The sequence below is a fragment of the Galactobacillus timonensis genome (assembly GCF_900240265.1).
Taxonomy (GTDB): Bacteria; Bacillota_I; Bacilli_A; order Erysipelotrichales; family Erysipelotrichaceae; genus Bulleidia; species Bulleidia timonensis.
This window is the reverse complement of the sequence record NZ_LT964740.1, coordinates 507,030-534,023: the sequence shown is the minus strand read 5'-3', so window position 1 is coordinate 534,023 and position 26,994 is coordinate 507,030. Positions and strand designations below refer to the sequence as shown.

Annotated in this window: 21 protein-coding genes and 2 tRNA genes; 14 read left to right on the top strand and 9 right to left on the bottom strand. The window is 53.3% G+C overall.

What is annotated here, in order from left to right; translation table 11 throughout:
• Window positions 1-19 precede the first annotated feature (19 nt).
• The 4 genes from C1714_RS13080 to C1714_RS13065 are packed head-to-tail and all read left to right on the top strand — an operon-like array spanning window position 20 to window position 8,905.
• Complete coding sequence (locus C1714_RS13080) at window positions 20-6,067, top strand: thioester domain-containing protein (protein WP_102343642.1); 6,048 nt, start codon at window positions 20-22, stop codon at window positions 6,065-6,067.
• The gene (locus C1714_RS13075) at window positions 6,064-6,795 is read left to right on the top strand and encodes a class B sortase (protein WP_102343641.1); all 732 of its coding nucleotides are present in this window, start codon (window positions 6,064-6,066) and stop codon (window positions 6,793-6,795) included. The genes C1714_RS13080 and C1714_RS13075 overlap by 4 nt, the downstream gene beginning before the upstream one ends.
• Window positions 6,788-7,795: a hypothetical protein gene (locus tag C1714_RS13070; RefSeq protein WP_102343640.1), complete on the top strand. Its 1,008-nt coding sequence runs from the start codon at window positions 6,788-6,790 to the stop codon at window positions 7,793-7,795. The genes C1714_RS13075 and C1714_RS13070 overlap by 8 nt, the downstream gene beginning before the upstream one ends.
• A gap of 33 nt (window positions 7,796-7,828) precedes the next feature.
• A complete protein-coding gene (locus C1714_RS13065) occupies window positions 7,829-8,905 on the top strand; it encodes a M24 family metallopeptidase (RefSeq protein ID WP_102343639.1) in 1,077 nt (358 codons plus the stop codon).
• Here C1714_RS13065 and pepI read toward each other — a convergent pair.
• The 5 genes from pepI to C1714_RS13040 form a co-directional block, all read right to left on the bottom strand.
• A complete protein-coding gene (gene pepI / locus C1714_RS13060; RefSeq protein ID WP_102343638.1) occupies window positions 8,895-9,791 on the bottom strand; it encodes a proline iminopeptidase in 897 nt (298 codons plus the stop codon). The genes C1714_RS13065 and pepI overlap by 11 nt on opposite strands.
• Window positions 9,788-10,732 (bottom strand): P1 family peptidase, encoded by a 945-nt coding sequence (locus tag C1714_RS13055; protein ID WP_245305143.1) that lies wholly within the window; start codon window positions 10,730-10,732, stop codon window positions 9,788-9,790. The genes pepI and C1714_RS13055 overlap by 4 nt, the downstream gene beginning before the upstream one ends.
• On the bottom strand, window positions 10,716-11,453 hold the full coding sequence (gene trmD / locus C1714_RS13050; protein ID WP_102343637.1) for a tRNA (guanosine(37)-N1)-methyltransferase TrmD: 738 nt from the start codon (window positions 11,451-11,453) through the stop codon (window positions 10,716-10,718). The genes C1714_RS13055 and trmD overlap by 17 nt, the downstream gene beginning before the upstream one ends.
• Before the next feature lie 2 nt (window positions 11,454-11,455).
• Window positions 11,456-12,331 (bottom strand): tetratricopeptide repeat protein, encoded by an 876-nt coding sequence (locus C1714_RS13045; RefSeq protein ID WP_102343636.1) that lies wholly within the window; start codon window positions 12,329-12,331, stop codon window positions 11,456-11,458.
• 73 nt (window positions 12,332-12,404) lie between these two features.
• Window positions 12,405-12,908, bottom strand: a complete 504-nt coding sequence (locus C1714_RS13040) for a COG2426 family protein (protein ID WP_102343635.1) — start codon at window positions 12,906-12,908, stop codon at window positions 12,405-12,407.
• A 131-nt stretch (window positions 12,909-13,039) separates the two neighbouring features.
• On the opposite strand from C1714_RS13040, the gene C1714_RS13035 reads away from it, so the two are divergent.
• The 4 genes from C1714_RS13035 (at window position 13,040) to C1714_RS13020 (ending at window position 14,276) form a co-directional block, all read left to right on the top strand.
• Window positions 13,040-13,116: transfer RNA gene (locus tag C1714_RS13035), tRNA-Ile, on the top strand.
• Window positions 13,117-13,132: 16 nt separating this feature from the next.
• A tRNA-Ala gene (locus tag C1714_RS13030) sits at window positions 13,133-13,208 on the top strand.
• Between the two features lie 60 nt (window positions 13,209-13,268).
• Window positions 13,269-13,907 (top strand): 2-C-methyl-D-erythritol 4-phosphate cytidylyltransferase, encoded by a 639-nt coding sequence (ispD, locus tag C1714_RS13025; protein ID WP_102343634.1) that lies wholly within the window; start codon window positions 13,269-13,271, stop codon window positions 13,905-13,907.
• A gap of 66 nt (window positions 13,908-13,973) precedes the next feature.
• Complete coding sequence (locus C1714_RS13020) at window positions 13,974-14,276, top strand: aminotransferase class IV (protein WP_135567953.1); 303 nt, start codon at window positions 13,974-13,976, stop codon at window positions 14,274-14,276.
• A 154-nt stretch (window positions 14,277-14,430) separates the two neighbouring features.
• On the opposite strand, the gene C1714_RS13015 is transcribed toward C1714_RS13020, so the two are convergent.
• Together C1714_RS13015 and C1714_RS13010 are read right to left on the bottom strand one after the other, a co-directional pair.
• A complete protein-coding gene (locus C1714_RS13015; protein WP_102343632.1) occupies window positions 14,431-15,072 on the bottom strand; it encodes a ComF family protein in 642 nt (213 codons plus the stop codon).
• Window positions 15,051-16,214 (bottom strand): DEAD/DEAH box helicase, encoded by a 1,164-nt coding sequence (locus C1714_RS13010; protein ID WP_102343631.1) that lies wholly within the window; start codon window positions 16,212-16,214, stop codon window positions 15,051-15,053. Before C1714_RS13010 ends, C1714_RS13015 begins: the two co-directional genes overlap by 22 nt.
• A 98-nt stretch (window positions 16,215-16,312) precedes the next feature.
• On the opposite strand from C1714_RS13010, the gene secA reads away from it, so the two are divergent.
• The 3 genes from secA to C1714_RS12995 all read left to right on the top strand — a co-directional run bounded on the left by secA (window position 16,313) and on the right by C1714_RS12995 (window position 20,868).
• Window positions 16,313-18,763 carry a preprotein translocase subunit SecA gene (gene secA / locus C1714_RS13005; RefSeq protein ID WP_102343630.1) on the top strand — a complete coding sequence of 817 codons (2,451 nt, stop codon included), beginning with the start codon at window positions 16,313-16,315 and terminating at the stop codon, window positions 18,761-18,763.
• A 57-nt stretch (window positions 18,764-18,820) separates the two neighbouring features.
• A protein-coding gene (prfB, locus tag C1714_RS13000; protein ID WP_135567952.1) for a peptide chain release factor 2 occupies window positions 18,821-19,925 on the top strand; the annotation gives its coding sequence in 2 pieces (ribosomal slippage) (window positions 18,821-18,892 and window positions 18,894-19,925; 1,104 coding nt in all).
• A gap of 10 nt (window positions 19,926-19,935) precedes the next feature.
• Window positions 19,936-20,868, top strand: a complete 933-nt coding sequence (locus C1714_RS12995; protein ID WP_167850073.1) for an RluA family pseudouridine synthase — start codon at window positions 19,936-19,938, stop codon at window positions 20,866-20,868.
• On the opposite strand, the gene C1714_RS12990 is transcribed toward C1714_RS12995, so the two are convergent.
• Both C1714_RS12990 and nudC read right to left on the bottom strand, forming a co-directional pair.
• Complete coding sequence (locus C1714_RS12990; protein ID WP_102343627.1) at window positions 20,852-22,153, bottom strand: alpha-amylase family glycosyl hydrolase; 1,302 nt, start codon at window positions 22,151-22,153, stop codon at window positions 20,852-20,854. The genes C1714_RS12995 and C1714_RS12990 overlap by 17 nt on opposite strands.
• A 3-nt stretch (window positions 22,154-22,156) precedes the next feature.
• Complete coding sequence (gene nudC, locus C1714_RS12985; RefSeq protein WP_167850072.1) at window positions 22,157-22,960, bottom strand: NAD(+) diphosphatase; 804 nt, start codon at window positions 22,958-22,960, stop codon at window positions 22,157-22,159.
• 1,184 nt (window positions 22,961-24,144) lie between these two features.
• Between nudC and C1714_RS12980 the strand changes: the two genes are divergently transcribed.
• The 3 genes from C1714_RS12980 to C1714_RS12970 all read left to right on the top strand — a co-directional run bounded on the left by C1714_RS12980 (window position 24,145) and on the right by C1714_RS12970 (window position 26,985).
• On the top strand, window positions 24,145-24,351 hold the full coding sequence (locus C1714_RS12980) for a hypothetical protein (RefSeq protein WP_135567951.1): 207 nt from the start codon (window positions 24,145-24,147) through the stop codon (window positions 24,349-24,351).
• A 76-nt stretch (window positions 24,352-24,427) separates the two neighbouring features.
• Window positions 24,428-26,233: an aminopeptidase P family protein gene (locus C1714_RS12975; protein ID WP_102343624.1), complete on the top strand. Its 1,806-nt coding sequence runs from the start codon at window positions 24,428-24,430 to the stop codon at window positions 26,231-26,233.
• Window positions 26,230-26,985 carry an exodeoxyribonuclease III gene (locus C1714_RS12970; RefSeq protein WP_102343693.1) on the top strand — a complete coding sequence of 252 codons (756 nt, stop codon included), beginning with the start codon at window positions 26,230-26,232 and terminating at the stop codon, window positions 26,983-26,985. The genes C1714_RS12975 and C1714_RS12970 overlap by 4 nt, the downstream gene beginning before the upstream one ends.
• Window positions 26,986-26,994: the final 9 nt, after the last annotated feature.

The following is a 26,994-nucleotide window of genomic DNA, read 5'->3' as shown; positions in this document are numbered from 1 at the left end:
GTGAAAGGGTAAAGTTCCGATGAAAAAACTGTTGCGTCTATTATGTGTCGTGGTTATTCTTCCGGCTCTTGCAACGTCTGTGGTTGCTGAGAATGAACCGGATCCTTCGCCGCCTGTGGAAGAAAGCGGCGAACCTGTGCCGTCTGCTTCACCATCGGTTGAAGTGATTGAAGAGGAAACAAGCAAGGAGGGAAGTAACGGCGAAGAAGCTCCTGCAGCTGTACCTTCCCAGGGAACCGTAGAAGAAAGCTCCAGTGTCAGAGTGGAAGAGTCGCAGCCGGTGGAGGTTTCGCTTGGTTTTGGCGAAGGGGAGACGCTCGGGCATGCGGCGGCACGGATGCGCCGTTCAGGACTGGCCTCTGCAACGCAGCTGATGTCGGAAGGCTTCATTGCGTCTTACGATGCGCCCAATGCGCCTGGAAAGTATCGTTTTTTTGCGATGATGAGCCTCGATGGCAGGCCTGCGTACTGTCTGGAGCCGGGAATTTCCAATGGACTGGAAGATGGAACAGGACCGTTCTATTCTCCATCCATGGAAAATCTGAGCGGCGATCAGCAGCTGCGGGTGAAGCGCATCGCCTATTTCGGCTACGGTCATCCGATGACAGGCAGCTCCTATGATGCCTACATTGCGACGCAGCTTCTGATCTGGAAGGAGATTCAGGCGCCGCTCTACCAGCACATTTATACGACGTTTCAGAAATGCGGGGCACCGCAGAAACAGCTGCGCGCATGTACGTTCGGGCAGGATGGCATCGATTCACTCATGAGTTCGATCATGAATCTCGTAGACAATTATGACCGTGTCCCTTCATTTGCGGACAGCTGGCATGGGGTGAGTCAGTACAGCCTTGGCTGGGATGAGACATTAAGTCTGACGGACAGTGAAGGCATTCTTTCATGGTTCGAAGAGGATTCCAGAGAGAGTCATGACGGCATCCATTTTCAGACCGAAGGCAATACGCTGCATGTAGATATCGACGATCTTTACTATGAAGGCTACGATACAGCTTCGGGAAAAACGCTGACATTTCAACGGCGGCCGGAGCTTTGGAACAACATGATGGCCGGCGCCATTGTCTATACCAGCGGCGTCTATCAGAAGCTGTTTGCCGAGACGGCTGAGGATCCTGTAGCTTCCTATCAGCTGTCCTTCAAGCTGAAGACATCGGATCTGAAGATTCAGAAAGTCGATGAATACGGCAATGCGATTGCCGGCCAGAATGCCGTGTACTATCTTGGATGGAAAGAAGATCCGGAGCGGCAGTATCACAGCGACAGTCTCAATGACCTTCGCTGGAGAAACAACCATGGCGACCGCGTCACCAAAGATGACGCAGACGGCCAGGCCGACCAGGTCGGCAAGGAGAGGTTGTATTATCCATTGCTCAATGGGGACAGAACGACGGTGCGCAGGTTTGCCAGCGATGCCAACGGTGTCCTGCATATTGCAGGTTTACTGCCGGCAGAAAGAACGTGGTGGATCAAAGAGGTTGAGACCAGTGATGCCTATCTGTTGAACGACGATGTCTGGAGCATGCGGACAGGCGCACCGGGTACTGTTTCTTCTATGTCGTTTGCCAATGCGCTGCGGGATGTGGAGCTGGAACTCATCAAGCAGGATGAAGAAGAGCCGGCCATCAAGATCAACGGCGCCGGATTTCGAATCTATGAAACCAGGATCAGCAGCCTCAGCCGTGACCCGATGGCATTGGGACTGGATATCAATAGCGGCCGCATGGAACAGCCGGAGCTGACGTACTGGCAGCTGGCCGAGTACAGTACGCTCAAGCCAGGGGATCGCTTTGGACTGGGCGGCTGGCAGTATGAAATTCTGAAGGCGGAAAACGGTGTCTATTCTGTGCAGGCAGCGAAGGAAGTGTCTGTGGAAGAGCCTCTCGTGCTGTCACGCTATCCTTTTGATGGAAAGAAGGAAGGGGATCTTGTTACGATCCGTGTTCCTTTGCAACATCATGGAACTTCGGATGAAAAGGATGATGAGAGCGCTGCCTATGAGCTGCGGGTGGAATCCATTGAAGATAATGTACTAACAGCGGTCCACACCGGGCTGTCGGAAAATGTCCTTGTCAATGCTTCCACGGTACCCAGTCTTGAAACGGTGCGCGCTCTTTGCGATCAGGACCCGGTTCTCAGCGGGCATCGTTTTATATACGATGGCATCCACTATACGGTCGGCCGTGTCTATGAAGATTCGATGATCATTCATCCTGCCCGCAGCTTTACGGTGGATCTCGATAACGTGGAACCTTCGGCCTATGATCTTCCGGACCCAAGAACAATGCATGCCGGTGAAAGTTTTTCGCTGACGTTTGATGGTGAAGAGATCACTTTTTCGATCCTGCGGAAAACGGCGGAGACCGTGGTTGTTGAAAGTGAAGCCGGCGAACACGTGGTGACTCTTGGCCGGTGGATCAGCTGGGATGATATTCCGGAAGAAATTGAAAGCCGGGAAACATTTACCGTCACACAGATCAGGGAGCCGGAATACACGGTCGTTGACAGCCGTGGAAATACGTACGATGTGACACCGGCGACGGTGTCGGGTGCGATTACGTATGAGGAGCTGCTGAACAGCGCAGAATCGATTGGCGTACGTGGTCTTGAGCCGGGATATGCCTTTACCCGGCCGGTGGAAAAGGAAGAAATCCTTGAAATTGAACCGCTGCCTTTTGACTCCATTACCGAGGAGGAAATAGCGGCGGGAGTGTTTGTACGCAATGACCGGAAGTACACCATTGTTTCGAAGGATGATGTCAGTGTCCGGGCATCGACGATTGAAGACGGAAAGGAATATCTGCTGGAAACGACGGCGGTTCTTCCTGCCGCGAAGGCAATCCATATCACCATGGAAGATGTGACATTTACGGTCACGGATCGAGTAGAAAAGGAGATTGATCTGCAATGGAACACGGTCAGGCAGGGGGAGAACAGTCTGATTGCGGATGGATCCCTGCACCTGTATGCGTGGGCTGACCATGAGAGCGTTGAAACACTGCGGGCTGCGGATGTGAAGGGAAAGAATCTGCAGGCAGGGGATAGCTTTACGGATGGAAGCGGCGAGGCATATACGGTTCTTTTCAGGGATCCTCTGCATTCTGTCTATGTCGTACAGTCCCGCAAAGGGCGCTATGAAATCAATGAGGATCAGGTGAAGCCGATCACTCCCGTATCCTTCTGGGATTATGTCAATCTTGAAGAAACAAACGGTGCAGCGTTTGCCGTCGGCGACAGCTTTACCTTCCCATATCGGCGCCGGCTGATGGAACGTGACACCTTCTACATCGACGATCGGGCGCATGTGCTGTATGACCATGCCTATGAAACAGAAAACGGAACCTCTGTACTTGCCCGGGACCCGGTCTATGAAAAAACCGTTTTCTATGCGCTGGAGGATGATGCGCCGTTAGCGGCGGATGATCTCCATCAGAAAATGATGGAGGGGATGGCGATTGAAAAGGATGGCACCGTATTTACGGCCGTTTATGGCAGGGATCCGGGTACCGTGTATCTGGAGAGTGAAGACGGTGTTCGCTATACCTACGTTTATCATGCGATCCGGGATGAAAGTGAACGTTCACCGGTTCAAGAGACACAGCCGCAGCTGATCTTTCAGGTGAAGAAGGAAGACGGACTGAGCTGGCATCAGCTTGAACTGATACGCAATGGTCCAAAACGGCCTCACCAGCACGTGATCCTCGATGACACGCTGTATGAAATTGCAGCGATCAGTGAAAATTCCGTGGAACTGACGGATGAGAACGGGGATCCAATGATCCTGACAAAGGAGGATGATCCGGATTCCTTTGCCCGTTTCTCGGCATCGGCTTTGGCTATGGTCACTGGAGATCAGCTGGACTATCAGGGGAGTACGTATGTGATTCAGGAAACCGGCAGGAATGACAATGGAAGCTATGTCCGTCTTCGGCGGAGTGCAGATGATCGCAGCTTTCCTGTACAGGAGAAGATCGATCCGGACCGGCTGACACTGGAGGAGATCCGCTTTCTGAAGCCGGATACGCTCTACGATCTTAAGGCAATGTTTCCAAAGACAGCTTTGTTTACGCTTCCGGCAGATCATCCCCATGTTGAGATCATAGACAATCAATATCTGCGCTCGGATGCCAACGCCACGGCTGTGCTGCAGCTCAGGGATGATATGGGCTATGTGATGCAGGAAAGAAATGTTGTCTTTTCCAGTGCAGAACAGGAACATCTGGAGTCCGCACTGCCTGTCTTTGAAGGAACCAGCGGCAGCCAGTATCTTCGTCTCATTGATCCTTCGCAGCACAATCGACCTCTTTCATGGACGACGATCGATGTCTTTTCGGATCAGGAACTGACAAAACGGACTACCTCTTTGACCAGTGATGCCTACGGCGCCATTGAAACGGACAGCCTTCCTGCAGGAACCTGGTGGTACCGGCATCCCCTCAGCGGTACCACGGAAGCCTTCACGGTCACAGATCCTGAAAACGTTACGGGTACGCTGGCAGTTTCCAGTCTCAAGTGGGGACGAACCTACATGGCATGTGAATGGAGTCTGCCGGAAGGCTATGACTACGGGACCAATGAGGTGTGTCATCGCTTCACGCTGAATGCGCAGCCCGGTACCAAGCGGATTCAGGCGGCGCTTGAAAACCGTCTTCGCCGTCTTAAGGTTGAGGTGATGAAGGTGGATCAGGATCAGCGTGAAACAAAGCTCGACAATGCCTGGTTTACGCTGCGGGAACTGGACACGCAGGCAATGGAAGAGGACTCTTCCTTCCCGTCGCGGTTACGGATTTCGGATCTTGGCAAGGGCGCGGCAGCGGGCGATGAAGTGATTGTGTGGCCGGCAAAGGAAAACGGAGCCATGAACATTTACCGCATCGAAGCTGTCGAGGACAATCAGGTTTCCGTTTCCCGCCTGGAAGGAAGTGTGTTTTCAGGTGTGATTCCGGTTCCTGTGCACGGCACATCGGATGCGGCACCGTTTCTGTACCGGGATCTTGTGCGGGCGGCTGGAACACTGCAGAAGGGAACCGTTGTATCGATCAAAGAGAAGGTGCCCCGTGATCAGATCCGCCGCTACCGCATCCGCTCCATTCAATATGGTCCGGGCACCGATGTGTTCTCTGACCCCGTTTCCGGACAGGTGATTCAGTCGGCTGTGCTGGTGGAAGAAGGAAATGAGAATGCGGCGCCGGTGATTGTCCGCCGCGATGTACCTGCAGTTTCCGGAAGAATGATCGGTACGTATATCAGCGGCGGCATTCGGGTTGAAAAAACGATGGCCGTTGGTTCTGTGCCATTGACGTTTGAAGAGGTCGTGGAGCAGCTGCCGGATGGCATTGCGGTTGATGAAACGGTTATGGGAACCATTCGTAGGACCGCATCGGTCCCCTCGTTTGAGGATGTCCATGCCGCAAGCAAGAGCGGCCAAAGTGAGCTTGCCTATGATGGAGTGAGCTGGACGATCACGGCAGCTGAAACAGGCTATGACCTGAGCACGCACGGGGTGAATGTACATCTGGAAGAAGGAATGGTCAGTGGTGCCGTTTTCTGGATGGAGGCGGCGGAACTGAAGATCTCTTTCCTTGAAGAACAAGAAGGAAATGTGATCTCGGTAACGGTGAGCGATGGATCATCGTACTGGTATCTGGAAAAGGGGAAGGACAACGCTCTGGAAACGATCGGCCGTCCCGGTGTGTTTGTCGAGATTCGCAGGGAACAGGAAGAACAGCCTATATTCAAAGGTTATACGGGCATCGATGGAAGCGTCGTGCTTCCTTCGCTTGCGGAAGGCGGCTATGTCATTGAAAGTGAAGGAACTACAGAGACAGTTCATGTCAGCCGCGGTGGCTTTGAGGTGGACGGGCTTCGCTATGGGGTAGCGGTGGAGCTGTGTGAGACACGGACGCCCCTAGGCTATCTTGTTGGAAATGCCTGCACGATCCTCGTGCCGAAAGCTGCCTATGCGACAGATACCGTACGCAACTACAGGCCGAACCAGCGCATTTTGACACGGATTGAAAAGGTCCGCCGCCGGCGGACGGGGATCGAATGATGCGGTTGAAGCTGTGGGTGAAGTGTTCACTTGTGTTCGCCGTATTGGCCCCGTGCGCCGCCCTTGTCTTCCTGAAACAGGTTGGCGAGGATGATTCTGTTTCCCGGATTCCTTCCTCCATGGATATCGAGGAAGCCGGCCGGGAACGGAATCTTTATTCGCTGGCGGACTGGCAGAGCGTGAATCCGGATGTGTACCTTGTACTGCATATCGAAGGCGTTGAAGAGGCGGTGTCGCTTCCGGTTGTATCGACGGGGGATCCGGATTATGCGCTGGGACATGATCTTCTTGGACGTCAAGATCCGGCCGGGATGATCTTCATTGCGCGCAATGAACTTGCCGGGGAAAACAAGGTGATCTATGGCCATGCAAGCCGCAGCGAGAATGTGCGGTTTACCTTTCTCAGGAAATTCCAGGAAGCCGGATACTTTGAGCAAAACCGGTATGTGGATGTGGAAAGTGCCATGGGCAATGAGCGTTATACGATCGTTTCCTTCGGGGCTTATGATCTCAGCCAGCCCGGGGTATATACCGGCTGGGCGGACAGTGACTTTGAAGAGGGAGGAAGAGAAAAGATGTTTCTGGAGACGGTTCCCTATCTTCTCAAAAAGCGCAGCGGCATCGTGTATGACGGCCGAGGAATAGTGACGCTGGTGACCTGCGAAGCCGGTTCGGCCGACCGCCGCTTTGTGCTGCAGGCAGTGCGGGCGGAGGATCCGTGTGGCTGAGCGGTTGACGCCTCTGCAGCAGCAGGAAGTGGATCTTGCGCTGTGCCGGCTGACGGCGGCCGGGGTTGATCTGATCCGCGGTCATAATCTGAACTATCTGCAGATGCGGGAAATCCGTCTCGGGCTGGAAAGGGGAATGAGCGTTGAACAGGTGAAGCCCGTTGCCCGCAGGTGGATTGATCACGCAGACATGAAAGAACTGCTCGCGGCGATTGAGGCAGGGAAAGATGTACAGATTCCACGGCGGCCGGCGAAGGTGATTCCGCTGATTGTCACAGCTGCACTTGGGGCTGTGATTGCGGCAGGCATGTATCTGTATGTTTCCCTGCCGGTAGAGGAACTGACGGTTCCGCTTCTGCAGAAGGAAATACGTCTTTCAACAGGCATGACGTTTGATCCGAAAGCCTATGTGAAGCAGGAGCTTCTTCCTTCGGGCATTGTGCTGAGCTATCCCGATTCCTTTGTATGCACGGTTCCGGAGGTGCGGCTGGCAGTGTATCGTGCTTCGCGCGGGGACAGGGCGGTGGATGCAGTTCTTCGGATTGTGATCGTTGATGAGACGGCGCCTTCACTGAAACTGAAACAGTCGGAAGTGACAGTTGGCAAAGATGAAGCCTTTTCCTGTGCCGCTTTCATTGAGGAGGCAGTTGATGAAGTGGATGGCGATCTCATGGACAGCGTCGAGTGCAGTGACGAACTGAAGCCGCAATACGATCAGGAAGTGCTTTATCAGTTGAAGGACCGTTCCGGCAATGTTCAACAGGCATTTCTTCTTGTGCTTCAGGAAGAATATGCGGAAAGTACTGCTGATGAGATTCTGCCGGAGATCAATGATGTCATTGAAATAGAACCTGTTGAGGAAGCTGCTGTGACTCTGCCTTCCTCGTCACCTGCATCTTTGCCCGGGGATGATGTCTATGAAGAAACAGAGATCATTGTCAGCGAAAGCGTAGAAGTACACAGCAGCGATGTCACTGTCAGTCATGATACGTCCTTCTAGGTGTACAATCCTAGCTGTCGAGGTGATATATCCATGAATGAAGAACGCGTAAAGAATGTACTTGCACGCCTGCATGATCTTGGGGCGTCGCAGATGATTGTGACGGAGCCGGTGGCTGTGTACTGGCTGAGTGGAAAAATGATTGAGCCGGGAGAGAGGTTTCTCGGCCTGTATCTTCATACGGATGAGAAGCCGGTTCTGTTTGTGAACCGCCTGTTTCCCTGTGAAGAGGATGGATTTGACATCGTATGGTACAGCGATGGCGACGATGTCATCGGCCTGCTGAAGAAGACGGTTCACGAAGACGAAGTGCTTGGTGTCGATAAGAATATGGCAGCCGTATTCCTTCTGCCGTTATTTGAGCGGCATGCGGCGGCCGGTATCATCAACGGTTCTAAAGCCGTCGATGCGGCACGGGCAGTCAAGGATGAAACGGAGCTGGAATATCTGCGCACCGCATCCCGCATCAACGATGCGGCCATGGCCCGTTTCAAGGCGCTTGTTCATGAAGGGGTGACGGAACGTGAAGTTGCCGATCAGACAGCGGCCATCTACAAGGAGCTGGGCGGAGAATCCTTCTCCTTCCCGCCGATCGTTTCTTTCGGAGCCAATGCGGCGGATCCGCACCATATGCCGGATGATACCGTCGTAAAGGAAGGGGACTGTGTCCTGTTTGATGTCGGCTGCAAATTCCATGGCTACTGCTCCGATATGACGCGTACCTTCTACTTCAAAAAAGCACCCGATGAACGGGTGGCGAACATTTACAATCTGGTGCGCAGAGCGAATGAAGATGCAGAGAAAGCGGAACATGCCGGCATGAAGCGCAGCGACATCGATGCCATCGCCCGCAATATTATTACTACGGGCGGTTATGGTCCGCAGTTCAATCACCGCCTCGGCCACTTCATCGGTCTTACGGATCATGAAAAGGGCGATATCTCCATGGCCGATCATGCCGTACTGGAAGTAAACAATGTCCACTCCATTGAGCCGGGTATCTATCTGGCTGGTGATACGGGAGTCCGCATCGAGGATCTTGTCATCGTCACCGAAGACGGTGTCGAAGTGCTGAACAGGTATCCAAAGGATATTGAGGTCATTGACTGATTTCGTTCCGGTCAATCCGGTCCAGCCAGTCTCTCAGATCCCTCATATAGGCATCATGGGCATCGACGAAGCACATGTGGCGCGCATTGGGATAGAGAATCCACTTTGCACGGGGCAGACGGTCGTACATCGTCTTCGCTACAAGCGGCGTGCACAGATCATCCGTTCCGCTGCAGATGAGACACGGCACATCGATTTCCTGCAGACGATCGGAATATTCAAAGTCTTTCAGCGTCCCGGTCGGCGTATATTCGTTGGGACCCCAGGCAGTGAGATAGGCTTCACTGCCTGCTTTTGTACGCCTCAGGCATTCGGGATCCTTTTCGCCATAGGGACCGGCACAGTGCAGCTCCATGAAATGTTCATTGGCTCTGAGATATTCGGGATCATTGAAGTTTCCCGATTCTTCCGCCCTGCGGATCGCTTCCTGTTCCTTTTCGGGAAGATAGTGAATCTGCCGGTGATTCTCGCCTGCCCACAGCCTGGTCGAAGACAGTGTGCTTGAAAGGATCAGGGAAGATACACCGACCGGCTTCTTATCAATCATATAGGCGATTTCCAGCATCCCGCCCCAGGATTGACCGAGCAGATGTATATGATCCAGATGCAGAGCAATGCGCAGCGTTTCAAGCTCATGGGTCCAGGTGTCCTTGTTCCAGAGCTCGGGATGATGGTCGAGATAGCTGTTTCCGCAGCCGATCTGATCATAGGAAATGACGGGGCGCTCTTCGCCGAGCTCATCGAAGATTTCGAAATAGTTGTGCGTACTCCCCGGACCGCCATGCAGGCACAGAAGCGGCGTCTTTCCGCTGCTCAGATCGCCCGCAATCCGGTAGTAGGTTTCGTGTCCAAGAAAAGGGATTGTTCCTTCCGTAATCTTTGTCATTGGTTCAGCTCCTTCCAGGCCGGAATACCATAGGCACTTTCACAATGCGTCACGGCATTTTGAATCGCCCGCTCCACCGCAATTGCGGCCATCGTACCGGCGGCGTTGATATCTGCTTTTACAGTGTCGAGAGACATGGCATACAGAGAGTCGCCGTCATACATCGTATGAACGGGGCGGATCGCTCTTGCCATGCCATCATGGCCCATGCCGGCAATCTTGGTCAGCTCCGTCTTGTCAAAGGCGCCGTTGGTCAGGATGACACCGATCGTCGTATTTGTTCCGCTTGTCAGCAGGGCATGGCTCACTACCTCTTCCGCATCAAGGATATGATTGTGTTCATCACGCACACCTGCCAGGGGCTGGTTCCTGGGATCGACGACGTTTCCTGCCGCATTGACGGCAACAACCGCCGCAACCATGAGGTCACCTTCCTGCAGGGCAAAGGAGCCGATGCCTGCCTTCATCATATGTTCAGGTCCAAGAATCTTGCCCACCGTCGCTCCGGTACCGGCGCCATAGTTTCCATCCCGGTAGTTTCCTGCCAGACTGCAGGCGAGATAGCCATCCTTTGCGGTGGGACGGATGCGGCTGTCGACAACTTCAAGATCATACAGGCACGAGGCACATACAATCGGAACAACGCCTTCCGCAACCGGCCAGCCCTGATGACGTTCCTCGAGAAACTGCATGACTCCTGAGGCCGCATCAAGTCCGAACGCACTGCCTCCGGCAAGTACAACGGCATCGACACGGTCATTGGCAGCCAGCGGATTCAACAGGGCACTTTCCCGGCTTGCCGGTGCGCCACCGCGAACATCAAGACCGGTGACTGCGCCATGATCCGTCAGAAATACGGTGACACCGGTGGCGTGCTGGGCATCGGTGACATTGGCAATTTTGATATTGGGCAGTGCCTTGAGATCAATCTCCTTCATCATTCATTTCCTCTTTGATTTCTTCGAGCAGTTTCTGATCGCTCTTTGACAGCTGGATTTCCGCCAGCAGATCCGGCCGCTTCATCAGTGTCCGGCGCAGAGATTCTTTGCGCTTCCATTGCGCGATCCTGGCATGGTTTCCGCTGGTAAGCACATCCGGAACCGATACGCCTTCATAGGTGAGGGGATGGGTGTACTGGGGATATTCGAGAAGTCCGTTTTCGAAGGACTCATCTTCCGTACTTGCCTGGCGCAGGGCACCTTTGAGCAGACGGACAATGGAATCAGTCACGATCATGGCCGGCAGTTCGCCACCGGTCAGGATATAGTCGCCCAGTGAAATTGAACCGTCAAAATACGGCTCGATGCGCGCGTCCATGCCTTCATAGTGGCCGCACAGAAGGATGAGGTCATCCTGTAGGGCAAGCTCGTGAGCCATGGTTTGCGAATAGGTTTTTCCGGAAGGTGCGAAGAACAGTTTCCGGCTGTTGGGTTTTGAGGTGCTTCGCAAGGCGGCGATCACCGGCTCGCAGCGCATGATCATGCCTGCACCGCCGCCATAGGGAGAATCATCAATATGGCGATAGGAACCATCCGCATAGGCGCGGATATCAACAATCTCGATGGTGACAAGTTCCTTCTGAATTGCGCGCCGGATTACCGGCCCGGCCAGAAAGCTGTCAAAAGCCTCGGGGAAGATGGTAAGAATTGCGATACGTTTCATCTTCAGTGCTTTCTAGAGGAGGAAGGATGGCGCAGATGGATCGACGTCTCCATTCCCTGCTCTGCCAGATCGATGCCTTCCTGCGCTTTACGAAGCTGCGGCTCAAAGGCGTGGTCGCCGCGTTCCAGACGCTGATAGCAGAGAAACTCTGCTTTCTGGAAACAGGTGAGGGCCAGATCCCAATAGCCTTCATTCAGAACATAGCTGCCGATCCGCAGCAGTGTTCCGGTGGCGCAGAGCGGAGGCAGCTCGTCGGAATCTTCGTCGCCCAACTGCTGCATCAGATCCATGTTAATGGCAAAGGCGGCTGCCGGATCCTTGTCCACATATACGCCATCCCAGTACATTTCCGCCAGCAGATAGAGTGCGTTGGGATCCTTCATGGCCGTGGCCTGCTTGACGATCAGCGGGAATGCCTTTGCCGGATCCTTTTTTGTGCCCAGGCCGAAATACAGGCACCATGCGTACATGGCGGCGCCGTCGGGAATGCTGTTTTCCGCAGCCTTTTCGTAGGCCGCAAATGCCTTTTCATAGTCCTGGTTTCCATAGTGGCCATCAAAGTACAGATTGCCAAGATAGAAGCAGGCCTCAAAGTCATTATCAAACTGAACGGCATCCGACAGCACCCGTTCCACAAAGAGGAAGATATTCCTGTCCATGATCTCGTAGGGATCGGCATCCATCAGATCCAGGGCAATAACATAGGGATCCTCATCCAGACTGCCGTCCCCTGGATCGATGGCATCCTGAATGATGTCATAGGTATCGGGGAAAACAGCTTCGTCGACTTCCGCCTTGCCAAGCAGCGCCGCCGCTTCATCGTCGCTGAGACGTGAATAATAAACCTTCGGTTTACGGTTGTTTTTGGATTGTGCCATGTCGTTCTCCTTATGATTATTTACGGTTAAATTTTACCTTATGGGGAATATGAAAAAAAGGCTCCTAAGAGCCTCAGCCAACCAGCGAACCGATCAGTCCGTAGCTCAGCGCCGTCATGATGACAGCTGCCAGAGCGATGCCGATCAGAATCGAGATGCTTGCCTTCTTCAGATCCATATCGAAGAGGGCGGCAACCAGAGAACCTGTCCAGGCACCGGTGCCCGGCAGCGGTATGCCGACAAACAGAGCCAGCCCCCAGAAGCCGTATTTCTCGATCTTCGGTTTGTTCTTCTGCGCCTTTTCTTCAATCCAGCGGGCAAGTTTTCCCATACGGTGATCTGCCATCCAGTGCAGCAGCTTCTTGATAAAGAAGAGAATGAAGGGAATCGGAATGATGTTGCCGAGCACCGACCAGAAGATGCCGGCAGCGATCGGCAGATTCAGAAAGCCCGGCCCCGCCAGAATCAATCCTCCGCGCTCCTCAATCAGCGGCAGCATCGATACGATCATGACCGAAAGTTCGCGGGAAATGTGTGCCCCGATGCCGCTGTACCACCATTCAAGAAAACTTTCCATAGACTCTTTAACCTCAACGTCCTTCACTCTAACATAGGGCGGAAGGGGGTTCAACGGAGCTTCAGATTTTTTTAATTTTTTGTTGACAGGGTATGGGGGTGGCGATAAGATAATCAAGCAGTCGATGAGATGGGCCTGTAGCTCAGTTGGTTAGAGCGCACCCCTGATAAGGGTGAGGTCGTTGGTTCAAATCCATTCAGGCCCACCAACTGCTTTATAGATTTGGGGTTATAGCTCAGCTGGGAGAGCACCTGCTTTGCAAGCAGGGGGTCAGGAGTTCGATCCTCCTTAGCTCCACCATAGAAATCTGCCGCATGAAAGTGCGGCATTTTTTGTGGCTTGGAGTGATAGACTGGTGACATGAATTACAGCGCAATCATTGTTGCGGCGGGCAGCGGAACCCGCATGCACCTGGGATATAACAAGGTTTATTACCGCTTCAGGGATGGCAGAACAATTCTGGAACATACGATATCTGTATTTGCGGCAGATGACGACTGCCGGCAGATGATCGTTGTCAGCGAGCCTGAGACGTTCCATAAAGAAATAGTGCTCAACGATCCCCGCATCAGCGTCGTGGCCGGGGGATCCAGCAGGCAGGAATCGGTATCGCATGGCCTTGCTCTGGCGAAGGAAGATGTTGTCCTTGTCCATGATGGTGCGCGTCCGTTTCTGTCGAGGGAATGTCTGGAACGGATCAAGAAGGCGATGGAAACGGAACAGGCCGCCTGCCTCATGGTTCCGGTCAAGGATACAATCAAGCGCGTCGAAGAGGGGAAGATTGTTGAAACCTATCCGCGCCAGCTTCTCTATGCGGCGCAGACGCCGCAGGCCTTTCGAACGGATCTGCTGCGGCAGTGCATGGAAGAGGCTCTGAAGAACGGTTTTACGGGAACAGATGACTGTTCACTGGTGGAACACTTCCGTCGTGATATTACGATCCGGGCGGTGGAAGGCAGCTATGAAAACCGCAAGATCACAACGCCCGAGGATCTTTGAGAATAAACGCAAAAGAAAGGCATGAAGCAGATGAAGATCGGTTATTACAACGGAGTGATGTGACCGGTGGATGAGATCCGGATCCCGATGCAGGATCGTGCCATGTTTTTCGGTGACGGCGTCTATGATGTAACCTTTGCCAATAATGGCAGACTCTTTGCGATGGAGGATCACCTGGACCGTTTCTACAACTCGTGCCGGATGATGCGGATTGATTATCCGCTGAACCGGGAAGAGCTTACAGCAGAAATTCAGAGATGCGTTGACGCGCCGGAAACGGGGAACAGGCCATCTACTGGCAATCGAGCCGCGGCAACTGTGCCCGTAACCATGTGTTCCCGGATCCCTCCAGCAAACCGACGCTGCTGATTACGGTTTCCCAGGGGAGCCGCTGGACGATTCGCGTCCGCTGAAGCTGTGCACGGATGAAGATACGAAATTTTTCCACTGCAATATCAAGACGCTGAACCTGCTTCCAAATGTTATGGCTTCCGAGCATTCCAAAGAGGCCGGCTGCGATGAATCAATCTTTCATGACACCGGAAGACAAGGCTGCGTGCGGATCACTGACGATCGCAGCCGTCAGGATACGGACCGTGTGATCTTCTTTTTTCAGCGTATGCAGAGCACCCCGCAGCGTTGAACCGGTGGTGCATACATCATCGACGAGCAGAATCTTCTTGGGTAGCTCGATCTCTTTTCTGCGAAGGATGGAATGTTCCATTTCCATTCTGCCTTTGCGTCCCAGTGCTTTCTGAACCCGGCTGCTTTCTTTGATGAACGGCTCCAGCATCGGAAGATGAAGGCACTCAAACATTTCCTTCAGATGAGAGAAGCCGCGTTCCTCCTGTTTTTCTCTGGAACTTGGCATCAGAAGAAGGGTATAGCCCCTGTATCTGTGACGGAGCCTGTTTACAAAGGGATAGAGAAACACATCTTTCAGAGCTTCGTCGTGCAGTTCCTTAAACTGCAGCAGGCACGAAGAAAAGGCGCCGTTGTACTGCCACAGGGCTTCCATCGGTATGTCATCCAGCATTTCTCTTTTCCGGTGTTTCTGCCATTGGCTGCGGCATTCTCCGCAGATCGGATCATCGGAAAACAGCAGGCGCAGGAGGGTATCATTTTCCTGTTCTTTGCCACACATCAGACATCCTGTTTTGTGCATGATCTGTTTGCCTCCTCAATTTCCCTGATGCACTGTTCCGCAAGGGTGCTGCGCTTCCGGGTCAGAAACAGGACGGAGCCGGTCGGAAACTGAAACGATCTTCCGGCGCGTCCGGCCATCTGAATCAGTGCCGCTTCATCAAAGACGCGGTGGCCCGCCTCAAAGACACATACATCGACGCCAGGCACTGTTACTCCGCGCTCCAGCACCGTCGTCGTTACAACGATGCCATGGCGCTGTTTTCGGTAGCGTGCGATTTCGTCATCCCGTTTTTCTGTTTTCGAAGTCAGTACCATCGTTTCGGGGAAGACCGCCTTCAACAGTTTTGCGAGCACATTGGCCATCGCAATTGTCGGAACAAATACCATCCGCGGATGTTCCGCATGGCTGCGCAGCCAGCGGATCAGATACAGAAACAGAAGAGGACGGGATCCGGTTTTGAGCTGAGGTACCGGGATCGGATGGCCATGGGGCCGCTCATTGAGTTCCAGCTGATAGAGATCACCTTTTCGTACACGGGCCTTTAATTCCGCGTCTGGCGTTGCGGTAAGGAACATTGTGTGACCCTTGACTGCGGATCGGGAGATGCCCATTAAAACAAAACTGGACTTGAAGGGGTAGGCATCGGGCTCGTCAATAATCAGAACATCGCAGCCCCCGGGCGTATAGCGGGCAAGCTGGTGCGTCGTACAGACAATGAGGTCGCCATCCGTTTCCTCTGTATGTCCGCCGCATACAGCTACGACCTTGGCTTTCGGAAAAATCTGCCGGAACCGTTCCGCGAGTTCGAGGACGACCTGCCGCCGGGGTATGGCGAAGATGATCTTCTCTTTTCTGGCCAGGGTATCGGCAATGGTTTCAACGGTCATCTCAGTTTTTCCCGCTCCCGTGGCTGCTTTCAGGATCACGTCGGTGCTGCGGATTTTGAGGGCGGCTTCGTGACCGATCCGCTTCTGGGCAGGGGTCAGGGGATATTTGAGGACATATTCCGAAACATCGTCGCCGGTTTCGTTCAGCGATACCGGTTCCTGTTCCTCTTCGAGCATGATGCGTCCGAAACGGATGCACCGGCGGCAGTAAAAGCCCCTTGATCCTTGATAGAACCAGGCGGAATCCGTATTCCCGCAGCGTGGACACTGCATATTTGGCTCCTTTCACCGTTTTATAGACAGGTACGTGGCATTTTCCCTATTCTTTCGGCTATAATGAGCAGGCTGATTTGCAATCAGGAGGTTTTTTTATGGCAAATGTACTGACCCGTCTGTTCAACGAAGATGAACGGCGCCTGAAGAAGATAGAAAAGTCCATTCAGCCGGTTCTTGCAATGGCAGATAAATACAAGGCCATGAGCGACGAAGAGCTCAAGGCGGAAACGCCGCGGCTCAAGGAAAAGCTCGCCAATGGCGCAACGCTCGATGACATTATGTGTGAAGCGTTCGCTACGGCGCGGGAAGCGTGCCGGCGTGTCATTGGTGAATATCCGTATCCGGTGCAGGTCATCGGTGCTGCCGTGATGCAGGGCGGCGATATCGCCGAGATGAAAACAGGCGAAGGCAAGACGCTGACTTCCGTTATGCCGGCCTATCTCAATGCGCTTTCGGGCAAAGGTGTCCATATCGTCACCGTCAACGAATATCTTTCGAAGCGTGACGCGGAATGGATGGGACGCATTCATCAGTTTCTCGGCCTGAGTGTCGGATACAATGCGCGCGAAATGAGCTCTGCCCAGAAGCGTGCCGCCTATAACTGCGACATTACCTATACAACCAATTCGGAGCTCGGCTTCGATTATCTGCGTGACAACATGGTCACGGATGCGAAGGACCGTGTTCTGCGCGGTTTGAACTTTGCGCTGATCGATGAGGTTGACTCCATTCTCATCGATGAGTCGCGGACACCGTTGATCATTTCCGGCGGTATGAAGCAGACGGCCAACCTGTATCTGCAGGCGGACCGCTTTGTCAAACGTCTCAAGGAACAGGTCATGGGCGAAGACGATGAAATCGTTACGCCGGGTGACTATGTCATCGACATCAAGGCCAAGGTCGTAACCCTCAGTGAGCAGGGTGTTGCCAAGGCGGAAAAGGTGTTCCGCGTCGACAACCTGTTCAACCTGGAACATACGCAGCTGCTGCACCGCATCAATCAGGCTCTCAAGGCCAACTACATCATGCAGAAGGATGTCGACTATGTCGTCGACACGGAAAATGATGAGATCGTCATCGTCGATCCCAACACCGGCCGTCTCATGAAGGGCCGTGAGTGGTCTGATGGTCTGCATCAGGCTGTCTGTGCCAAGGAAGGCATCTCGATCCGTCAGGAGACGACCGTTCTTGCGACAATCACGTATCAGAACTTCTTCCGTCTCTACAACAAGCTGGCCGGCATGACCGGTACTGCGAAGACAGAGGAAGAGGAATTCCTCGAGATCTACAACATGCTCGTAGACGTGGTGCCGACCAACAAGCCGGTCATCCGTATCGACTATCCGGATTCTGTCTACGGGACGAAGAAGGCGAAGTTTGCGGCTCTTGTCAACGAGGTGAAGGAGCGTCATGCGACGGGCCAGCCGGTACTGGTGGGTACGATCGCGGTCGAGACTTCGGAAATGATTTCGCAGATGCTCAAAAAGGAACATATTCCGCATGAGGTTCTCAACGCCAAGAACAATGCACGGGAAGCTGAGATCATTGCCAAGGCCGGTCAGAAGGGTGCGGTCACGATTGCGACCAACATGGCCGGACGTGGTACCGATATCAAGCTGGGCGAAGGTGTGAAGGAGCTCGGTGGTCTTTGTGTCCTGGGTTCGGAGCGTCATGAATCGAGACGTATCGATAACCAGCTGCGCGGACGTGCGGGACGTCAGGGCGACCCGGGCATGTCGCGTTTCTATGTTTCGGTGGAAGATGATCTGATGGTCCGTTTCGGAAGTGAGCGGTATCAGGATCTGTTCAAGCGTCTTGGCGACAATGCGATCGAGGACAAGCTCGTGACCCGTTCCATCTCGTCGGCCCAGAAGCGTGTTGAAGGCGTGAACTTTGATGCCCGTAAGACACTGCTGCAGTATGACGATGTGATGCGTCAGCAGCGTGAAGTGATGTATGAGCAGCGCAACTACATTCTGGATCATGAGGATGTTCACTCGGTGATCAAGGAGATGTTCGAGCGCGTCATCAACAACGTGGTGGCTTCCCATATCATTCCGGAATCGAAGGATATGGAAGTCAATGCGAAGGAACTCGTCGATTCGCTCGATAAGATGGGCTTCCAGGACATCGTTACCGAAGATGAGCTGCGCGGCAAGAGCAGCGAAGAGGCGGGCAGGATCGTCAACGAGCGTGCCTGGGAAGTGTATGACCGCAAGGTGGAGCCGGTACGCGGGTCCATTATGCGCTGGGAACGGGAGATGTCGCTGAAGATGATCGACCGCGCCTGGGTGGACCATATTGATACGATGTCGAAGCTGCGTGACGGTATCGGTCTGCGTTCCTATGCGCAGTCCAACCCTCTGCAGGCTTATGTGACGGAAGGCTATGAGCTCTTTGAAAACATGATGAGCTCGATTGCTGAATCGATCGTCAGCTACTGCATGCGCCTGAAGGTTGTTGTCAAGCAGGCCGACGGTACCGAGACGACCCGCGATAACGCCAGCACCGCTGCCGCAGAAAAGAAAACGGAAGCGGATCAGTGATCAGAAACCTGATTAATCAGATATGGATGGAAACGAAAAACCGACAGGAGGAGACCGATGGAATTATTTGAAATGAAGCAGGGCGTAGCCCGCAGCCAGGCCAAATTGGAGCAGCTTGGCTCCTCTCTTTGACCTCGCGTCTAAGAAAGAGAAAATTGCCGAGAACGAAAAAGTAATGAATGAGCCCGGATTCTGGGATGATCAGAAGAAGGCACAGGCCCTGATCCGCTCTACCAACAGTATGCGTTCGCTGCTGGAAAACTATGAGGCTCTGAAAAAGTCGCTCAGCGATCTGAGTGACAGCGTCAATGAGCTTTCCTCTACCTTTGATGATGAGCTGGCCGAGATGGTCAACGAAGAATACACAGAGGTGCAGAAGAAGTTCGATGACTTTGAGATTCAGGTGCTGCTGTCCGGTCCGTATGATGACCACAATGCAATTCTGGAAATTCATCCGGGTGCCGGCGGAACGGAAGCCATGGACTGGGCAGGCATGCTGTATAGGATGTATACACGTTATGCCGAGCGCAAAGGATACAAGGTAACAGTCCTGGATTATGAAGAAGGTGAAGAGGCGGGCATCAAGTCCTGCTCCATCAAGATCGAGGGGCCGATGGCCTATGGTTATCTGAAGAGTGAGAGCGGTGTTCATCGTCTGGTACGCATTTCGCCGTTCGATGCCAATGCGCGCCGTCATACATCCTTCGCTTCGGTGGAAGTGATGCCGGAATTTGAAGATGATATGGAGATCACGATTGATGACAAGGATATCGATGTCATCACGATGCGCTCCTCCGGTGCCGGTGGTCAGCACATTAACAAGACGGACTCTGCGGTCCGCATTACCCATAAGCCGACCGGGATCGTCGTCTTCTGCCAGACCCAGCGTTCGCAGCTGCAGAACAAGGAACAGTGCATGGAGATGCTCAAGAGTAAGCTGCTGCAGCTCAAGATCAAGGAACAGGAGCAGCGGGCTGCCGAAGTACGCGGCGAAGTGAAGGCCAACGAGTGGGGATCTCAGATCCGCTCCTATGTTTTCCAGCCGTATACGATGGTCAAGGATGCACGTACCCAGCATGAAGAAGGCAATATTCAGGCCGTGATGGATGGCGATCTGGACGAGTTCATCTACAGCTATCTGCGTTCGCGCATTCAGGGATAAACAAAACACGATGGAACGGGTACTGGTCCATACCGTCAGCGAAGAAGAGTACCGGGCGTCTGAGAATCATAGTCTCAGGCGCTTTTTGAGCGTTGATCTGCACCTTTCCCGCCACAGCATTTCGCGTCTCAAGTTTTCTGACAGCCTGTTCATCAATGATCAGCCCGCCCATGTGTCGATGAACGTGAAGCCGGGGGATCAGATCCGCATCATTCTGGAACGTGATGCGGCCGCAAGCACGGACGAAAACAGGAAGAACAGCGATCGGATTGCTGAAAAGCGGAAGATCAGGGAGCTCATCCGTTACGAGGATGAAGACTTGTTGATCGTTAATAAGCCGGCAGGAATGCCGGTCCATGCCAGCCACGGGCATCTCGATGATTCCCTTGGAACACTGCTGCAGAAGGAGTATCAGGAGGAAGGCATGGACTTTACGGTACGGGCGATCGGGCGTCTTGACAAGGATGTCAGCGGCCTGGTGCTATTTGCCAAAAACCGTTTTGCGGCTCAGATTCTCTGGGAGGAAAAAAAGGCAGGAAAGCTCTCGAAAACCTATCTGGCAATCGCGGAAGGAACTTTTGAACATAAAGAAGGCGTGATCGATCTTCCGCTGCAGAAAGTAACGGGGCAGAGGCGAAGGGTGACGGACGAAGAAGGCAAGCCGTCATTTACCCGTTATTGTGTTCTGAGAAGCAATGGGAACCTGTCGCTTCTTGAAGTGCAGATTGATACGGGACGTACGCACCAGATCCGCAGCCACCTCTCGGCGATCGGCCATCCGCTTGCCGGGGATGATCTTTATGGCGGCAGTATTTCAAAAATAAAACGGCCGGCACTTCACTGTTCAACGATCCGTGCTGTGCAGCCGTTTACGGAAAATACAATTGTGATAAAGGAAGATCTTCCGGAAGATATGCAGAGGCTGCTTACTTCAGAAGAATGATCTTGAAGCTCTTGGCATCCATCGGGATGCCGTTTTCATAGCTGACATCGGTGTCACTCATCAGGTCCGTACCCTTGACAGGTTCACCGATATCGATCGTTACCGGGCTGTCGGCAATGTTGATGAGATAGAAGACACCTTCCCCTTCGACACTGCGCAGGTAGGCCCACTGTTCGTTGCGCTTGTAGATTTCGGTGTAGTCGCCATCGTAAAGCGATGCCCTTGAGGTATGAATTCTGTCGAGTCTGGCAATGACATCCGTCAGCTCGTTCCATTCGGGTTTTTCGATTGCGGGGCGCAGCGGGGCATCGGACCATTTGCCCTTGGTGCCGTGAACTCCCCATTCACTGCCATAGTAGATGCAGGGGATGCCCGGCATCGTCATCAGCATGCTGTAGATGAGGGGCAGATCCCGTTTGTCACTCAGCTGGGAAGCGATCCGGGTCACATCATGGTTGTCAACGAAGTTCCAGAGATGGCGGCCCGTATACAGATCCCAGGGATCCTTGCCGAACTGCCGGTTCAGGGAATAGCCGACCTCGAAGAGGTTGTGGCTGTTCATTGAGGAATACATGCCCTTGTAGCATTCGTAGTTGGTCACGGAATCGACCAGATCCTCCCGCAGCAGGCTGTTGTAGTCGCCGCCGATCATTTCTCCAAACAGGAAGAATTCGGGATTGATTGACTTGACATGATCGCGCAGTGCACGCAGGAAATCGTGATCGATGCAGTAGGCCACATCCAGCCGCAGACCATCGATATGAAACTGCTCAATCCACTGATCGACGCTGTCGAAGAGATACTGCCGCAGATCGGGATTGGAAAGGTTGAGCTTGACCAGCTCCTGATGGCCTTCCCAGTCCTGGTAGCTGAAGCCGTCGCGGCCATTGTCCTGATCAAAATTGATATGGAACCAGCCGCAGTAGGGGCTGTCCCATTTGTTTTTCTTCACATCCTGAAAGGCCCAGAACTGTCTTCCGACATGGTTGAAGACACCATCAAGAAGGACGCTCAGCCCGTTTTCGTGCAGGGCATTGCATACATCCGCAAAGTCTTCATTTGTCCCGAGACGATCGTCGATTTTCCGGTAGTCGATGGTGTTGTACCCGTGGCTTTCACTCTGGAATACCGGGTTGAACAGCACTCCGGTCACATTCAGCTTCCTGAGATGGGGAATCCAGTCCTTGACCTGAAGGATGCGATGGGCCTGCTTGAAATCATTGCGGTGCGGCGCCCCGGTCATTCCAATGGGAAAAATCTGATAATATACAGTATCTGTTTTCATGGATTACGTGTAACCTCCTTCCTGAAACACGTGAATCATTTCCGCCGTCAGGGACGGGTTGTCGTTGAGGTTGAATGTATCGGTGCGCTTGCGCCAGACAGCCCGATCCAGTTCCTCGCGCTGCAGGCGTATTTCCCTGTGACCATGGGTGCGGCACCAGAAACCGGCCAGCAGCGAGCCGGAGAGACCCCATGGCTGCGACTTGTAGTAATGCAGCTCATCGACGTCGAGGCCCGTTTCTTCTTTTACTTCACGATGGACGGTGTCTTCCAGTGTTTCGCCGATCTCGCAATAGCCGGCCACCAGGGCATCGCGGCGATAGGGCCCATTGGCGTAGCGGGTGACGAGGATTTCATCCTCATCATTGATGATCGCCACGATGACGGCGGGGTTGATTCTTGGGTAGATGATCCTGCCGCAATGGGGACACTGCAGGGCGCGTTCCGTCTTTGACGGCACGAGACGTGTACCGTCACTCCCGCAGAAACGGTTGTCATTGTACCAGCAGGAAAGGTGCCAGGCCGTCACCGCCAGGAAGGCATCCTTTAAAGGACGCAAGTAGCGCATCTCAAAGATGCTGCGGTAGTCTGGTGCAAAGGATGAGAGGTCACTCAGAAAGATGCCGGTATCGTCAATGTCAAACAGCCACAATGGGTCAGTGACACCGGCCAGCGGCCAGGTAAAGAAACCGCCGTCCTTCTTCAGCGCAATTTCATGTCCTTTGAAGTCAAGAAGAATATCTTTGCCCTTCGGGGGACGGGGGTGAAATTCATTATGAAATACAGCGGGAGCGATATCCTGAATCATAGGAACCTCCATAGAAAAACGGGCCGAACAATCGCGCCCAACAAAATCAGTATAGGTGATTCTCCGTTGAATTTAAAGACTGGTAATTCTGTGTGATTCAACTATAGTAAGGGTGCAGTAAGAAAGTAGGTACAGGCTATGAAAAAAGTACTGCTCAATTACAGGTAAGACCCGCCGCAGGCGGGACGGAAGCGAATTCCCTATTCGTCATGACCGTAGAACATTACACATTTACAATTGAATCGCTTTTGAATACCGGTGTCTTCTTCTTTGGACAGCGGAGAGAAGTGGATGATTGATCCATGCGGGATTCGAAGATAAGAGCGCATTGGAAAGGTAGTAAGGCGCGCTGCTTCGTTTCTCATGAGAAGGAAATCTCGTAAAACATCCAGGAGGCTGTAAAGCCTCTTTTTGGCTCTCCAAAAAAGTTGGGGGAGAAGCCAAAAACTCTGGGGGAGACTTTGGGGGAGATGGCCTGTTAACTTTGGGGGACACTTTGGGGGAGAAGCCCTGAAATGACCCTGCAATGAAAAATCCGGAATTTACCAGAGTTACAGTAATATGACTTTGGGCTTCCGGATTTTCTTGTGGGGCAGCGTGACAGTAGAAATGATTCCTCTGTCAGCGAACTGGCAGGCGTACTGTTTCAACGACGTTCCTACGTTTTATTTATCTAATGAGTTTTCCTGCTCGCGGTTCTGCTTTCTGTATGGTCCGCGCTTCTTTCCTGTGAACGTATGAACGTCTTCACGGATGCGAGGCACGGCAAGCATGGATGTCTGCTCACGTGTTGCCCAAAGGATTCTGTTGCGGGTGTATTCGAAGTTACTGACACCTCTGGATTGTCTTTTGAGATCCTTCGGTAGGACGTTGAATGCAGTAAAAACCAGGTCCCCCAAAGTTGAATTCAGACGGTCCCCCAAAGTGCTCCCCCAAACTTCACTCCCCCAAGGATTTTGGAGACCCCTCTTTTTCTGTTGCGCAGGAAAATGCTACGATGGTGGCAGCGAAGGAAGACTTCATGATCAGCTTCACCGGGACAGACGGCTTCTGTTCGGCGGCCATTCCAAGGGTGCTAACCTGGCACTCTAAAGTGCGGCTTTGGCCGCCGACGGTTCGCATACGATGGTATTGCCGCAAAGGGACCGGCCGGCTTTGAAAACGTGCTGGTGCATATGATCGGGATGGAGCCCTCGTCAAGGACCATTCTCTGGAAGCTTCCGCTGACGGCTTTGTCCGGAAGTATTCCCGAGCGCATCAGGAACTGGAAGGTGAACGCGTTTCTGGAATCAGAGACGGGGAAAGCGGTATTGATCCTGCTGACGGGAATCCTCTGCGTGGTGGGGCTGCTTCAGATTGTTCTTGGCCTCAAGTGCAGACGCAGTGCCTGAGAGGGTGAAAGAGCCTCTTTTTTGATGTGCGCACGGCGTTCGATATATAATGAAAAACAGTTAGTTGAGGGAAAATATGCTGAGTGTAAATGAGAGAATTGAAGCTGTAAGGGCACGGATGAAGGAAGCGAACATCGATGTCTATTACATTCCGAATGAGGACGATCATCTTTCCGATGAATATACGGCGCCGTATTTTCAGTGCAAGAGCTTCATCTCCGGATTTTCCGGTGATGCGGGCTGCGTCATTATTACCAGGGACTTTGCGGGTCTCTGGACGGATGGCCGCTACTTTACGCAGGCGGAGGATGAGCTGAAGGGAACCTGCGTCGAACTGATGCGTCTGCGTCAGCCGGGTGTTCCGGATCCGATTCCGTTCCTGATTGAACATACGCCTCAGGGCGGTGTGCTTGGCTTTGATGGCAATGTTGTTTCTACGGCGGCGGTTCAGCAGCTTTCCAAGGCCCTTTCCGCCAAGAAGGCGACGATTGATCTGAGCCGTGACTTTGCCGGTGATGTATGGGGAAAGGATCGCCCCGATATGCCCATGGAGCCGGTATATCTGCTCGATCCGAAGTATACGGGTGAAACGGCGGCCGAGCGCATGGGCCGTGTGCGGGAAGCGATGAAGAAGAACGGGGCGGATGTCCTGATTCTGACGCATCTTGAGGATCCGTGCTGGCTGTTCAACATCCGTGGCAACGATATTGCCTGCACGCCGGTTGCCTATGCCTTTGCGATCATCACAATGGACGGGGCATGCTACTTCATTGATCCGAAGAAGATGCCGGCCGATGTGAAGGCGGACCTCGAAGCCAATGGTGTAACGGTCAAGGATTACGATGCGCTTGCGGATGAACTGACCGGTTTCCAGGACAAAACGATCTGGGTGGAGCTGCGTACATTCAACGCTTATCTTTATGCGCACCTTGATACGAGCAACCGGATCCTGAACATGGATTCGCCGGTTACGCTGTTCCGTGCCGTGAAAAACGAGACAGAGATCCGGTGCATGCACAGTTCGCAGCTGAAGGATGGCGCTGCGATGGCCGAATTCATCTGCTGGGTCAAGGAACATCACGATGATCCACAGCTGACTGAGCTTTCGGCGGCACAGTATCTCGATGCGCGCAGGGCGGAGAAGGCCGATTTCATTGAACCTTCGTTCCCGACGATCAGTGCCTATGGGCCCAATGCGGCCATGATGCACTACGAGGCGACACCGGAAAAGTTCTCCAAATGTGAGCCGCACGGCTTCCTGCTGGTAGATTCGGGCGGAACATACAAAGACGGTACGACCGATGTGACACGTTCGATTTCCCTTGGTGAGCCGACGGAACTTGAGAAGAAGTATTATACGCTGGTGCTCAAGGGACATCTGGATCTGGAGCTGGCGCACTTCCTGCAGGGTACCATCGGCAACAACCTTGACATTCTTGCGCGCCGCCCGCTCTGGAACATCGGCATTGATTACCAGTGCGGAACGGGACATGGTGTTGGCCATGTGCTGAGTGTCCATGAGGGTCCTCACGGGATCCGCTGGGGCCGCAGCCGTACCAATTCGCCGGCGGAGGTTCTTGTGCCGGGCATGATCGTGACCGATGAGCCGGGTATCTATCTGCCGCATGAGCTCGGTATCCGGATTGAAAACGATCTTCTGGTTGTGAAGGATGTAAACAACTTCTATGGCCAGTTCCTGAAGTTCGAGGCGATGACGCTGGTTCCTTATGATCGGGAATCGATTGATGTGCGTCTGCTCGATGATACGGAGCTGGAAGCGATCAATGCATATCATGCGGTGGTCTATGAAAAGATTTCGCCGCTCGTGGAAGGAAAGGTAAAGACATGGCTCAGACAGGCCACGGAACCCATCACTCGCTGAAGTTGATCAGCTGGAACGTCAACGGGCTGCGCGCCTGTGCGAAAAAGGGATTTGCGGATTTCTTTCTGCGTGAGAAGGCGGATCTCTTCGCCATTCAGGAAACCAAGATGCAGGAAGACCAGCTGAGTGATGACCTGCGTTTTGACGGCTACCACATGTATATGAACAGCGCGGAGCGCAAGGGCTACAGCGGTACGCTGGTGTATGCGAAGAAGGAACCTCTGCAGGTGCTTTATGAAATTGAGGGCGATACGACCAGAGAGGGCCGGGTCATTTCGATGGAATATCCGGACTTCTGGTTCGTCGCTGCCTATGTTCCCAATTCCAAGGAAGGTCTGGTGCGTCTGGACTACCGGATGGAATGGGAGGATCTTCTGCGGGCGCATTTGTTGAAGCTTGATGCGCAGAAGCCTGTGATCTATACGGGTGATCTGAACGTTGCGCATGAGGAGATCGATATCAAAAATCCGGCGACGAATCATCAGAGCGCCGGTTTCTCGGACCAGGAGCGTGCGAAGTTTTCGCAGTTGCTGGATGCAGGCTTTGCGGATACGTACCGCAGCCTCTATCCGGAAAAGGTGGAATATTCGTGGTGGAGCTATCGTTTCCACGCGAGAGAAAAGAACATCGGCTGGCGGATTGACTACTTTGTGGTGTCTCAGCGGCTGATGGATCATGTTCGGGACAGTATGATCTACGGTTCCGTTGAGGGCAGCGATCACTGTCCGATTGGGTTGAAGGTGCGGTTCTGACAGCACCGA